Source organism: Pseudomonas sp. KH_046_2 (assembly GCF_057838985.1).
In genome coordinates, this window is sequence record NZ_CM174480.1 from 6,072,789 (window position 1) to 6,085,196 (window position 12,408).

The 12,408-nt window shown below is 61.1% G+C and carries 15 protein-coding genes; 8 read left to right on the plus strand and 7 right to left on the minus strand.

The window, feature by feature from the left end:
* Nucleotides 1-25: 25 nt before the first annotated feature.
* Nucleotides 26-271, plus strand: a complete 246-nt coding sequence (locus AC3IX1_RS27730) for a TIGR02647 family protein (RefSeq protein WP_489386540.1) — start codon at nucleotides 26-28, stop codon at nucleotides 269-271.
* Nucleotides 272-465: 194 nt separating this feature from the next.
* Nucleotides 466-3,309, plus strand: a complete 2,844-nt coding sequence (locus AC3IX1_RS27735; protein ID WP_489386541.1) for a class I adenylate cyclase — start codon at nucleotides 466-468, stop codon at nucleotides 3,307-3,309.
* A gap of 7 nt (nucleotides 3,310-3,316) precedes the next feature.
* On the opposite strand, the gene rnk is transcribed toward AC3IX1_RS27735, so the two are convergent.
* The 3 genes from rnk to cyaY form a co-directional block, all read right to left on the minus strand.
* Nucleotides 3,317-3,727 carry a nucleoside diphosphate kinase regulator gene (gene rnk / locus AC3IX1_RS27740; protein ID WP_008050852.1) on the minus strand — a complete coding sequence of 137 codons (411 nt, stop codon included), beginning with the start codon at nucleotides 3,725-3,727 and terminating at the stop codon, nucleotides 3,317-3,319.
* 126 nt (nucleotides 3,728-3,853) lie between these two features.
* The gene (locus AC3IX1_RS27745; protein ID WP_489386542.1) at nucleotides 3,854-4,078 is read right to left on the minus strand and encodes a DUF1289 domain-containing protein; all 225 of its coding nucleotides are present in this window, start codon (nucleotides 4,076-4,078) and stop codon (nucleotides 3,854-3,856) included.
* A 4-nt stretch (nucleotides 4,079-4,082) separates the two neighbouring features.
* Nucleotides 4,083-4,415 (minus strand): iron donor protein CyaY, encoded by a 333-nt coding sequence (gene cyaY, locus AC3IX1_RS27750; RefSeq protein WP_008050853.1) that lies wholly within the window; start codon nucleotides 4,413-4,415, stop codon nucleotides 4,083-4,085.
* Between the two features lie 211 nt (nucleotides 4,416-4,626).
* On the opposite strand from cyaY, the gene lptM reads away from it, so the two are divergent.
* From lptM to AC3IX1_RS27780, 6 genes are read left to right on the plus strand one after another with little or no spacing between them, the layout of a single operon-like run.
* Nucleotides 4,627-4,803 carry an LPS translocon maturation chaperone LptM gene (lptM, locus tag AC3IX1_RS27755; RefSeq protein ID WP_150716244.1) on the plus strand — a complete coding sequence of 59 codons (177 nt, stop codon included), beginning with the start codon at nucleotides 4,627-4,629 and terminating at the stop codon, nucleotides 4,801-4,803.
* Nucleotides 4,804-4,815: 12 nt separating this feature from the next.
* Complete coding sequence (gene lysA, locus AC3IX1_RS27760; RefSeq protein WP_150724920.1) at nucleotides 4,816-6,063, plus strand: diaminopimelate decarboxylase; 1,248 nt, start codon at nucleotides 4,816-4,818, stop codon at nucleotides 6,061-6,063.
* A 4-nt stretch (nucleotides 6,064-6,067) separates the two neighbouring features.
* The gene (dapF, locus tag AC3IX1_RS27765) at nucleotides 6,068-6,898 is read left to right on the plus strand and encodes a diaminopimelate epimerase (RefSeq protein ID WP_489326332.1); all 831 of its coding nucleotides are present in this window, start codon (nucleotides 6,068-6,070) and stop codon (nucleotides 6,896-6,898) included.
* Nucleotides 6,899-6,911: 13 nt separating this feature from the next.
* Nucleotides 6,912-7,637 carry a DUF484 family protein gene (locus AC3IX1_RS27770; RefSeq protein WP_015097340.1) on the plus strand — a complete coding sequence of 242 codons (726 nt, stop codon included), beginning with the start codon at nucleotides 6,912-6,914 and terminating at the stop codon, nucleotides 7,635-7,637.
* Between the two features lie 2 nt (nucleotides 7,638-7,639).
* A complete protein-coding gene (gene xerC, locus AC3IX1_RS27775; protein WP_489386543.1) occupies nucleotides 7,640-8,539 on the plus strand; it encodes a tyrosine recombinase XerC in 900 nt (299 codons plus the stop codon).
* Entirely contained in the window at nucleotides 8,536-9,243 is a 708-nt protein-coding gene (locus tag AC3IX1_RS27780) for an HAD family hydrolase (protein WP_489386544.1), read from the plus strand. Before xerC ends, AC3IX1_RS27780 begins: the two co-directional genes overlap by 4 nt.
* 100 nt (nucleotides 9,244-9,343) lie before the next feature.
* Here AC3IX1_RS27780 and sutA read toward each other — a convergent pair whose 3' ends face one another.
* From sutA to glnK, 4 genes are all read right to left on the minus strand, one after another.
* Entirely contained in the window at nucleotides 9,344-9,667 is a 324-nt protein-coding gene (sutA, locus tag AC3IX1_RS27785) for a transcriptional regulator SutA (RefSeq protein ID WP_046038997.1), read from the minus strand.
* Nucleotides 9,668-9,768: 101 nt separating this feature from the next.
* Nucleotides 9,769-10,194, minus strand: coding sequence for a secondary thiamine-phosphate synthase enzyme YjbQ (locus tag AC3IX1_RS27790; protein WP_150724915.1), 426 nt, complete (start codon nucleotides 10,192-10,194; stop codon nucleotides 9,769-9,771).
* 213 nt (nucleotides 10,195-10,407) lie between these two features.
* Nucleotides 10,408-11,745, minus strand: a complete 1,338-nt coding sequence (locus AC3IX1_RS27795) for an ammonium transporter (RefSeq protein WP_056726351.1) — start codon at nucleotides 11,743-11,745, stop codon at nucleotides 10,408-10,410.
* A gap of 35 nt (nucleotides 11,746-11,780) precedes the next feature.
* Nucleotides 11,781-12,119, minus strand: coding sequence for a P-II family nitrogen regulator (glnK, locus tag AC3IX1_RS27800; RefSeq protein ID WP_002555808.1), 339 nt, complete (start codon nucleotides 12,117-12,119; stop codon nucleotides 11,781-11,783).
* Nucleotides 12,120-12,408 lie beyond the last annotated feature (289 nt).

A 12,408-nucleotide genomic window follows, 5' to 3' on the forward strand; every position in this document is an offset into this window, starting at 1 on the left:
AATTCCTAGAAAGTCTGGAGTCCTTATGTCGCTTACCCCTGAGTTGGTTGCCGAACTGGAAGTCCTCGCACTCTTCAACCTGGACAGTTCCCAGGAAGGTCTGAAAATTCATCAGACCGCTGCCCCGAAACACATTGCCGCCGCCAAACGCCTCTTTGAAAAAGAACTGACTAACCAGCCTGATGGCGGTTACCTGACCAGCCTGGGTCGTGACGCCGCGCAAAATGTGCAAACGGTGCTGACCATTCTTAACGCCGAAGTAACAGCCTGAATTCTGCCGCATCGCCCACGGAGACCCCGATCCAGGGATTTCCGCGGGCACACTCCCCTGATTTCCGTCTCCATCCGTTAGAAATCTGACGTCAGAAAAACAAAATCAGCTTAAAAGTCCTCGCCTCAAGGCGCTAAACTGCCCCTCATCCGAAGAGCCCCACGTCCGAGCCCTGCGAGCCGGTTTGAGCTGACATGACGCGCACCCATGAAATCCGCCCCGATCTGGACGAGGGAATCGACCGCAAGGTTCTCAGCCAGCTGCGCGCACGCTTTCTGAAACTCAACGAAGGACGCATGGCTCGCGCCATGGAAGGGTTGTCGACCCGCCAGCAAGGGGTCCTGACCTTGCTGCCGCTGTTTTTCCACGTTAACCATCCGCTGTTGCCCGGCTATGTTTCGGGCAGTACGCCGGCCGGGCTGTCGAATTTCGAACCGGATGCCAATGTCCTTGCTGAAGCCCAGCGCCTGACCCGCTCGTTTTCCTACAAGCCGCGCCACGGCAGCAACCCGCCGAGGCCGATTCACGGACTGTTCCTGATGGGCAGCCTCGGCACCCTGGCGCAGGCCGACCAGAGCGACATGGATGTGTGGGTTTGCCATGGGCCGGACCTGACCGAGAACGAACTCGCCGAGCTGCGCAAAAAATGCCAGTTGCTGGAAGCCTGGGCCGCCAGCCAGGGCGCCGAAGCGCATTTTTTCCTGATCGACCCGAGCCGTTTCGTCCGTGGCGAGCGCGATACCCAGCTGAGCTCGGAAGATTGCGGCACCACCCAGCACTACCTGTTGCTGGACGAGTTTTACCGCACCGCGATCTGGCTCGCCGGACGCACACCGATCTGGTGGTTGGTGCCGGTCTACGAAGAGTCGAGCTACGACCGCTACACCCATGCCTTGATCTCCAAACGCTTCATCCGTGCCGATGAAACCCTCGACCTCGGCAACCTGGCGTACATCCCGCCTGGCGAATTTATCGGTGCCGGGCTCTGGCAGTTGTTCAAGGGCATCGAGTCGCCCTACAAGTCGGTACTCAAGCTGCTGCTGACCGAGGTTTACGCCAGTGAGCACCCCAGGGTCCATTGCCTGAGCCTGCGCTTCAAGCAAGCGGTGTTCGCCAACCGGCTCGACCTCGACGAACTGGATCCGTACGTCGTGGTGTACCGGCGCATCGAGGAATACCTGATCGCTCGCAACGAACCGGAACGCCTGGAGCTGGTGCGTCGCGCGCTGTACCTGAAGGTCAATCGCAAACTCACCGGTAACAGCCGCACCCAGAGCTGGCAGCGCTCGTTGCTCGAGCGCCTGGCACACGAATGGCACTGGGACCAGCGCCAGCTGACCCTGCTCGACAGCCGTAGCCAGTGGAAAGTCCGCCAGGTCAGCTCCGAGCGGCGGGCACTGGTCAACGAGCTGAACTACAGCTATCGCTTCCTCACTCAGTTTGCCCGTCACGAACAAACGGTCAGCCGCATCAACAAGCGCGACCTGAGTGTTCTCGGCCGTCGCCTGTACGCCGCTTTCGAGCGCAAGGCCGGCAAAGTCGAATTCATCAACCCCGGCATCGCCCCGGACCTGGCTGAAGACACCCTGACGCTGGTGCACGCACCGAACAAGAAGGAACCGGGGCAAGGCCAGTGGGGCTTGTACAACGGCAGCCTGACGGCACTGGAGTGGGAGCATTTCGCACCGATCAAACGCAGCCGTCACTTGCTTGAGCTGCTGACCTGGTGCCACCGCAATGGCGTGATCGACAGCAGTACCCGCCTGGCCTTGCACCCCGGCACCAGCGACTTGAGCGAATTCGAACTGTTCAACCTGCTCGGCAGCCTGCAACAGACCCTCGCCCTGCCCTTGCCCACCGTCGCCGAAGAGCCGCTGTTGCGCGCCAGCGTGCCGAGTGAAGTACTGATTCTGGTGAATGTCGGCATCGATCCGCTCAAGCACCATCGCGACCTGAACATCCTCATGACCACCGAGCGCACCGACTCCCTGAGTTATGCCGGAGTCCGGGAAAATCTGGTGCTGACACTGGATCAGGTCACGCTCAACAGCTGGAACGAGGTGCTGGTCGGCCGCTACGACGGTACCCACGCCCTGCTCGACTGCATCCGCGACTACCTCAACAACCTGCCGGCGGGGCCGCAACAGCCGAAGCTGAGGGTGCGTTGCTTCTGCCATAACCGCGCGCAGTTCATTGCCCAACGGGTCGAGGAAATCCTCGATACCGCGCAGAACCTGCTGCTGAGCCGACTCAATCACCGCTACCTGATCCAGGTCCAGCAGCACTACCACGTGCTGGAGTTGGTGCCGGACCAGGTCCAGCACATCGCGCTGGCCACTCTGCCGGCACTGATCGATTACCTGGGTAAGGAAATGGCGAGCTACAGCCCGCTGCACCTCGATCCGAAGGCACTGGAAGACCACGACCTCGCGCTGTTCCTGCCAACGGGCAAGCCGGACTGCATTCAAGTGTTCTACCGGGTTATCGAAGATCAGGCTGATCTGTACGTGCTCGATGAATTCAACGCCCTGTGGCAGCAACGCCTGCCCTGGCACGATGAGCAAAGCCTGTTGGTGCCGCTGCAGCGTTTCCTGCAATCGATCCAGTACCGCCGCGATGCCCTGTTGCCGATGGACGCGGCCCACCCCTTGAACCTCGACACCCTGTATTGCCAGTTGCTGCCGTCAGGCCCTGGCCGGGCGCGCCGCATCGAAGCCCGGCCGGCACCGCAGACGCCGGTGAACAAGCCGTTTTACGACGTGCAGGCGATCGTCGGCAAAGCCGCACCGGGTCAGGTGCAGGTGACGTTGTATTGCAATCAACGGGAGTTTTCCGAGCTGGAACATGGCGACCAGTTGTTCCGCATGGTCGCCCGGGAAATCGTCGGGCAGCGCCGGGAAACCGAGCGCTACCGCTGCTACATCACCGACCTCGACCTGTCAGGCCTGCTCGGTGAAGGGCAGAGTTCCGCCCATCTGTACCTGCGCTACAAAGCCGACCTGGAGCACGCGTTGAACGAGGCGCTCGATCAGGCCTGAGGGGATGTCACTCCGGGAACGCGCCGCCATTGGCCGGCTGCGATTCGACTTCCAGCAGCGTCAGCTTCAGGGTCTTGCCGCCCGGAGCCGGCCAATCGATATGCTGGCCAACCTTCAGGCCGAGCAATGCGCTGCCCACCGGTGCCAGGATCGAGACCTTGCCTTCGTCGGCGTTGGCGTCCTTGGGGTACACCAGTGTCAGGTGATAGTCCTTGCCACTGCCTTCTTCGCGGCAATGCACACGGGAATTCATGGTCACGACATCCGCCGGCACTTCATCGTGGCCGACCAGGGTATCGGCGCGATCCAGTTCGGTTTGCAGCGCAATAACGCCCGGCAGCGTGTCGTCCAGGCTGTCGATCAGACGCTCCAGACGCTGGACGTCCAGACGGGTAAGGGTGATGGAAGGTGCGGTCATGATCTGGGCAGACTCCTTTCTTCTGCACGAAAAAAGCAAAACCCCGCCAGAAAAAGGCGGGGTTTTCATAAGCCTCGATGGGTTGAGGCGTTTCCGGACACTATCACAGCTCAAAAAATATACAAGTCATGGCCCGGAGCCCTGTTTGCGCTGCGAGGCCTGCGTGCAAATCACCCGCCGACGTTCGTCATCGGCCGAACGCCATTCGCGGATGTCTTCGACGTGACGGAAGCAGCCCAGGCAGACTTTTTGCTCGTCCAGCCGGCACACACCGCTGCAGGGCGATGGCACCGCCGGGCTGACGTTGCTGTAGAGCGGCTTGGGCGCACGGACAGGCGCAGGCTGGGTCACGATCTCACAGGCCTTCGAAATCGAGCTCGACACCGGCCTGCTGCTGGACGATACGCTCAAGCATTTCACCCAGTTGCTCTTCGCTCTTGTCGCACATCCAGCGCTCGCTTTCTTCGTCGTAGTCGAAGTGGAAACCACCGGACACCGCCGCCAGCCACAGCTGACGCAACGGCTCCTGACGACTGAAGATCAACTGGCTGCCGTTCTCGAACTTGACGGTCAGCACACCGGCCGAGCTTTCGAGGTCGATATCCAGGTCGCTCTCGTCAAAGATGTCCTCCAGGGTTTGCTGGGTGGCATCGACAAGGTCATGGAAACGCGCTTCGGACAAACTCATTACGGCAACCTCAAAAAGTGTCTGATCAGGCTCAAGCGCCGCAAGATACGACCGAGCCCCGTCGATTGCAAAGGATAACGACCAGTTGCCCTGCCTGTGGGTTCGATGTGCTTGCGGCCAAGCCCCGCCGGACGGGCGGTCCGTTGCATAGGCAAGCTGCCGGGTGGCCGGTATACTCCGGCGCAATTAATGCATTTTCAAGGATTTCGCCATGAAGCGCCTGATCTCTTCCCTTGCTGCGCTCCTCGCGGTTGCCTGCCTTGTGTCGGCCTGCGGTCAAAAAGGCCCGCTGTACCTGCCCGATGCAGACCAGGACCCTGTCGAGCAAGCCAAGTCGTCGCAGCAGCAGCCTGCTTCCAAAGCACACAAGCACGACGTCTACCAATAATAAGGGAACCTCATGGACGCTTTTAACTACCGTGACGGTGAACTGTTCGCGGAAGGTGTTGCCCTGTCTGCCATCGCCGAGCGCTTTGGTACACCGACCTACGTTTACTCGCGCGCGCACATCGAAGCCCAATACCTGGCTTTCGCCGATGCACTGGCCGGCATGCCGCACCTGGTGTGCTTTGCTGTAAAGGCCAACTCCAACCTGGGCGTACTGAATGTCCTGGCGCGTCTGGGCGCCGGTTTTGACATCGTCTCCCGTGGTGAACTGGAACGTGTACTGGCCGCTGGCGGCAGCGCCGACAAGATCGTGTTCTCCGGTGTCGGCAAGACCCGTGACGACATGCGTCGCGCCCTGGAAGTCGGCGTGCACTGCTTCAACGTCGAATCCACCGACGAGCTGGAACGCCTGCAGGTGGTCGCCGCCGAACTGGGCGTTCGCGCGCCGATATCGCTGCGCGTGAACCCGGACGTCGATGCCGGCACCCACCCGTACATTTCCACCGGTCTCAAAGAGAACAAGTTCGGCATCGCCATCGCCGACGCCGAAGACGTGTACGTGCGTGCCGCGCAGCTGCCGAACCTGGAAGTGGTCGGCGTCGATTGCCACATCGGTTCACAACTGACCACCCTGCCGCCGTTCATCGACGCTCTCGACCGCCTGCTGGGCCTGGTCGACCGCCTCGGCGATTGCGGCATCTACCTGCGCCACATCGATCTCGGTGGCGGCCTGGGCGTGCGATACAAGGACGAGGAGCCGCCACTGGCTGCCGACTACATCAAGGCAGTGCGCGAGCGTCTCGACGGTCGTGACCTGGCGCTGGTGTTCGAACCGGGCCGCTTCATCGTCGCCAATGCCGGTGTATTGCTGACCCAGGTCGAATACCTCAAGCACACCGAACACAAAGACTTCGCCATCGTCGACGCTGCCATGAACGACCTGATCCGCCCGGCGCTGTATCAGGCCTGGATGGACGTCACTGCCGTACGCCCCCGCACCTCCGCTGCCCGCGCCTACGACATCGTCGGCCCGATCTGCGAGACCGGCGACTTCCTGGCCAAGGATCGTCAGCTGGCGCTGGAAGAAGGCGACCTGCTGGCCGTGCATTCGGCCGGTGCCTACGGGTTTGTCATGAGTTCCAACTACAACACCCGCGGCCGTACCGCAGAAGTGTTAGTGGACGGTGATCAGGCATTTGAAGTGCGTCGCCGTGAAACGGTAGCCGAGTTGTTTGCTGGCGAAAGCCTGCTGCCGGAGTAAAACCATGCTGCTGCGTTTTACCAAGATGCACGGCCTGGGCAATGACTTCATGGTCCTCGACCTGGTCAGCCAGCACGCGCACATTCTGCCCAAGCATGCCAAGCAATGGGGCGACCGGCACACCGGCATCGGTTTCGACCAGTTGCTGATCGTCGAGGCACCGAGCAACCCGGACGTGGATTTCCGCTATCGGATCTTCAACTCCGACGGTTCCGAAGTGGAACAGTGCGGCAACGGTGCGCGCTGCTTCGCCCGTTTCGTGCTCGACAAGCGCCTGACCGCAAAGCGGCTGATTCGCGTCGAGACCAAAAGCGGCATCATCGAGCTGGACGTTCGTAGCGACGGCCAGATCGGCGTGAACATGGGCGCCCCGCGTCTGGTGCCGGCTGATATTCCGTTCCAGGCGCCGGAGCAGGCCAAGAGTTATCAGGTCGACGTCGACGGCACCCCGGTCGATCTGGCCGCCGTGTCCATGGGCAACCCCCATGCCGTGCTGCGGGTCAGCGATATCAACAATGCACCGGTGCATGAACTGGGGCCGAAAATCGAACACCACCCGCGCTTCCCGGCGCGGGTCAATGTCGGTTTTCTCCAGGTCATCGACCGGAGCCGCGCGCAGTTGCGCGTCTGGGAACGTGGCGCCGGGGAAACCCAGGCTTGCGGAACCGGCGCCTGTGCCGCCGCAGTGGCCGCGATCAGCCAGGGGTGGATGGATTCGCCGCTATTGATCGACCTGCCTGGCGGGCGCTTGTCCATCGAATGGGCAGGCCCTGGCCAACCGGTGATGATGACCGGCCCGGCAGTGCGCGTATATGAAGGACAAGTGCGTCTTTGAGTGAGCTAAATCCATGACCGACAAGCCTCAGGTACCCGCACGACAAGCTGACGAATCACCGTCCGAAAGCCTGGAGGCGGCGGCTGTAGCCGCGTACCTGGAGGCTCATCCGGACTTCTTCGTCGAGCACGAAGAACTGCTCCCGTCCCTGCGTATTCCCCATCGGCGCGGCGATACCGTGTCGCTGGTGGAACGTCAGATGACCATCCTGCGCGACCGCAACATTGAACTGCGTCATCGCCTGTCGCATTTGATGGACGTGGCCCGGGACAACGACCGGCTGTTCGAAAAGACCCGTCGCCTGATCCTCGCATTGATGGATGCTGCCAGCCTGGAAGACGTGGTGATGTGCGTCGAAGACAGCCTGCGCCAGGAATTCCAGGTGCCCTTCGTCAGCCTCATTCTGCTCGGCGACAACGCCATGCCGGTGGGCCGCTGGGTCACCCACGCCGAAGCTCAAGTGGCCATTGGTGGTTTGCTCTCGGAAGACAAAAGCGTCAGCGGCAGCCTGCGCGAACATGAACTGGACTTCCTGTTCGGCGAAGAACAGCGCAAGCAGATCGGCTCCACCGCGGTCGTCGCCATCAGCCACCAGGGCATCCACGGCATCCTGGCCATCGCCAGCCGTGATCCGCAGCACTACAAAAGCTCGGTGGGCACCTTGTTCCTGAGCTACATCGCTGAAGTCATGGGTCGCGTGCTGCCACGGGTCAACAACTCCCTGCGCTCGGTACGCTGAACATGGAACGACAACTGGACGCTTACTGCGAACACCTGCGCAGTGAGCGGCAGGTGTCGCCGCACACACTGTCGGCCTACCGCCGCGACCTCGATAAAGTGCTGAGCTGGTGCGTCAAACAGAATATCGGCAGCTGGGCGGCACTGGACATCCAGCGCCTGCGCAGCCTGATTGCCCGCCTGCATGCCCAGGGGCAATCGTCCCGTAGCCTGGCGCGATTGCTGTCGGCCGTTCGCGGGCTCTATCACTACCTGAACCGCGAAGGCCTGTGCGACCACGATCCGGCCAATGGTCTCGCGCCGCCCAAAGGCGAACGCCGCCTGCCGAAAACCCTCGACACCGACCGCGCCCTGCAACTGCTGGAAGGTGGTGTGGAGGATGACTTTCTGGCTCGCCGGGACCAAGCGATTCTCGAGTTGTTCTACTCCTCCGGCTTGCGGCTGTCGGAGCTGACGGGGCTCAATCTCGATCAGCTCGACCTGGCTGACGGCATGGTCCAGGTGCTTGGCAAAGGCAGCAAGACCCGTCTGCTGCCGGTAGGCAAAAAGGCCCGCGAAGCGCTGGAGCAGTGGCTGCCCTTGCGAGCCATGGCCAACCCGGCAGACGATGCGGTGTTTGTCAGCCAGCAAGGTCGCCGCCTCGGCCCCCGGGCGATCCAGGTGCGGGTCAAGGCTGCCGGCGAGCGCGAACTGGGGCAGAACCTGCATCCGCACATGCTGCGGCACTCCTTCGCCAGCCATTTGCTGGAATCCTCCCAGGACCTGCGCGCGGTGCAGGAACTGCTCGGCCACTCGGACATCAAGACCACGCAGATCTACACCCACCTGGACTTCCAGCACCTGGCCACGGTCTACGACAGCGCCCACCCACGGGCCAAACGCATTAAGGGCGACGATTCATGAGCATTCAGTTGATCACCTTCGACCTCGACGACACCCTGTGGGATACCGCCCCCGTCATCGTCAGCGCCGAAGCCGTTTTGCGTGAGTGGCTGACCGAGCACGCACCCAACCTGGGGGCGGTGCCGGTAGAGCATCTGTGGACCATTCGTGAGCGCGTATTGAGCAACGAGCCAAGCCTTAAACACCGCATCAGCGCCCTGCGTCGACGGGTGCTGTTCCATGCACTGGAAGAGTCTGGCTACACCCATGCAGAAGCCTCGGATCTGGCGGACAAGAGTTTTGAAGTATTCCTGCATGCCCGGCATCAGATCGAAGTGTTTCCGGAGGTCGAACCGACCCTGGAAATCCTCGCCAACCATTACGCCCTCGGCGTGGTCACCAATGGCAACGCCGATGTGCGTCGGCTGGGCCTGGCGGATTACTTCAAGTTTGCGCTGTGCGCCGAAGACATCGGCATCGCCAAACCCGACGCACGATTGTTCCAGGAGGCCTTGCAGCGCGGTGGCGTGACCGCTGAATCGGCGGTGCACATTGGCGATCATCCAGGCGATGACATTGCCGGAGCGCAACAGGCGGGAATGCGGGCAATCTGGTTCAACCCGGCGGGCAAGGTCTGGGAAGCCGAACGGCTGCCGGATGCGGAGATTCGCAGCCTGACCGATTTGCCGGCGTTGCTGGCGCGATGGAATTCGGTGTCGGCCTGACGAAAAAACCTGTGGGATCACCACAGGTTTCATATTTTTTGTTTCAGGCATGAAAAAGCCCGCAGCGACGGCGGGCTTTTTCAGCAAGCGGGTAGCAGGCTCAGATAGGCCGGCTGCCGTACTTGTTGTCCGGCTTCTTGGGCGGATCGGCGACCACATTGGCCTCCACTTCCTGCACCTTGCCACCTTTGGCCAAAAACTCCTCCATGGCCCGCGCGAGAGCATCGCGTTCCTTGTTCTTGGCTTCGACACTCGGCAGCTCATCGACCGATACCGCTGCCTTGGCCTTGCCTTTGGCGGCCGGAACCGGCGCATCACCGCCGTCGTCTTCAGCGACGTCTTCCGCCGCTGCTTCCAGACCTTCTTCGGTTTCGTCGTCGTCGCCTACTTCGAGGTCGTCGTTTTCCAGATCATCGTCGCTCATGTTCTACCTCATGACTTGCGAAAAGCAGATTAGTTATAGCCCAGCTTTGCCCTCTGTCGAAGGCTGCCGGAAAAAATTCAATGGCCGCTGCTGACCAGCGGTTATGCCTCCTCACCGTGCACGGTGGCGAGGACTTTACGGGCACCGCCATGATCACGGTGCTCGCCCAGATAAACACCTTGCCAGGTCCCCAACGCCAACCGGCCTGCCGCAATCGGCAAACTGAGCTGACAGCCAAGTACGCTGGCCTTGAAGTGCGCCGGGAGGTCGTCCAGGCCTTCGTCGTTATGCTCATAGCCGTCTGTTCCTTGTGGGATCAGACGATTGAAAAATCGTTCGAAGTCGCGACGTACCGCCGGATCGGCGTTCTCGTTGATGGTCAACGACGCCGAGGTATGCTGCAGCCACAAATGCAACAGACCGACCCGACACGCCTTGAGTTCAGGCAGGCCGGCGAGTAACTCGTCCGTTACCAGATGAAAGCCCCGGGGCCTCGCCCGCAAGGTAATCAGAGTCTGTTGCCACATACAGTTCTCCGCACGTTCGGGGCGCATTCTAGCGCGCTCTGGGAAAAAACAAAGGCCCTAATATTCCTTCAATCCTGTAAGCCTTTGGCTGCACAAAAACACCCGACGTAAACATCGTAAAACCTGTAGGAAAAAACCTTTCAGCTCAGCCTTCAACGACAAATTCCAGACAAAAAAATGCCCGGCAAGCCGGGCAGTTTTTTACGCGCCTGCTTACAAGTTGTAGCCGCGTTCGTTGTGAAGCGCCAGATCGATGCCGACCGCCTCTTCTTCTTCGTTGATACGCAGGCCCATGACCGCATCCAGCACCTTGAGGATGATGTATGTAGCGATCGCGGTGTAGATCACCGTGAAGCCCACGCCTTTGCACTGAATCCACACTTGCGCGGCGATGTCGGTCACGGTGCCGAAGCCACCCAGGGACGGAGCAGCGAACACACCCGTCAGGATTGCGCCGAGGATACCGCCGATACCGTGCACGCCGAAGGCGTCCAGGGAATCGTCATAGCCGAGCTTGCGCTTGAGGGTGGTGGCGCAGAAGAAGCACACCACGCCAGCCGCCAGACCGATGACCAACGCGCCCATCGGGCCAACAGTGCCGGCAGCCGGGGTGATTGCCACCAGACCGGCAACCACGCCCGAAGCGATACCCAGTGCGCTAGGCTTGCCGTGGGTGAGCCACTCGGCAAACATCCAGCCCAGCGCAGCAGCGGCGGTAGCGATTTGAGTCACCAGCATCGCCATGCCGGCGGTGCCGTTGGCTGCAGCGGCGGAACCGGCGTTGAAACCGAACCAGCCGACCCACAGCATGGCCGCGCCCATCAGGGTGTAACCGAGGTTGTGCGGCGCCATCGGCGTGGTCGGGAAGCCTTTACGCTTGCCCAGCACCAGGCAGGCAACCAGGCCAGCCACACCGGCGTTGATGTGCACCACGGTACCGCCAGCGAAGTCGAGCACGCCCCAGTCCCACATCAGGCCACCGTTGCCGGACCAGACCATGTGCGCGATCGGCGCATACACCAGGGTGAACCAGATGCCCATGAACACCAGCATCGCGGAGAACTTCATCCGCTCGGCGAATGCACCGACGATCAGCGCCGGGGTGATGATCGCGAAGGTCATCTGGAAGGTGACGAACACCGCCTCCGGGAACAGCGCCGCAGGGCCGGTCAGGCTGGCTGGCGTGATGCCGGCGAGGAACGCCTTGCCCATGCCGCCGAAGAACGAGTTGAAGTTGACGACGCCCTGCTCCATGCCCGTGGTGTCGAACGCGATGCTGTAGCCATAAATGACCCACAGGACGCTGATCAGACCGGTAATGGCGAAGCACTGCATCATCACGGAAAGAATGTTTTTCGACCGAACCATGCCGCCGTAGAACAGCGCGAGGCCGGGAATGGTCATGAACAGCACCAAGGCTGTCGAGGTCATCATCCAGGCGGTGTCGCCGGAGTTGAGGACTGGGGCCGCCACTTCGTCTGCCGCCAGAGCAAGGCTGGGCATTACGATGGACAACAGGGCTCCTAGCCCTGCGAATTTACGCAGAGTCATATTGTTTTCTCCTGGGGCGTTGGGTTTGTGGCGGCTTAGATTGCGTCGGTATCGGTTTCGCCGGTACGGATGCGAATCGCCTGTTCCAGATTGACCACGAAGATCTTGCCGTCACCGATCTTGCCGGTGTTGGCAGCCTTGGTGATGGCCTCGATTACCCGGTCCAGATCCTTGTCGTCGATGGCGACGTCGATCTTCACCTTGGGCAGGAAATCGACCACGTATTCCGCGCCGCGATACAGCTCGGTGTGACCCTTCTGCCGACCAAAGCCTTTGACTTCAGTGACGGTAATGCCCTGCACGCCGATCTCGGACAGCGACTCGCGTACGTCGTCCAGCTTGAACGGCTTGATGATGGCAGTGACTAGCTTCATGAAAACTCTCTCCCGAATTAGTGGACTTGCCCCAGGAAAACAAACCCGACTCAAGTCTAAGCGCAGTGCCTGGCTTTGTAACGCATCGTCGGCCCTGACCTGCCCGTCCGACGCTCCTCACGAAACACTCCCCCGCTTCGCTTGGCGCACTGCGTTCGTCACAGTGACTGCATCAGTGCATGGGTCATCAGGGTCTAAGCAGAAAGCTTGCCATCTCCACAAAAACTACTGTTTTCAAGCCTTTACCCGCAGATGACTGCTACTTCGCAACAACACCCGACGCGATACG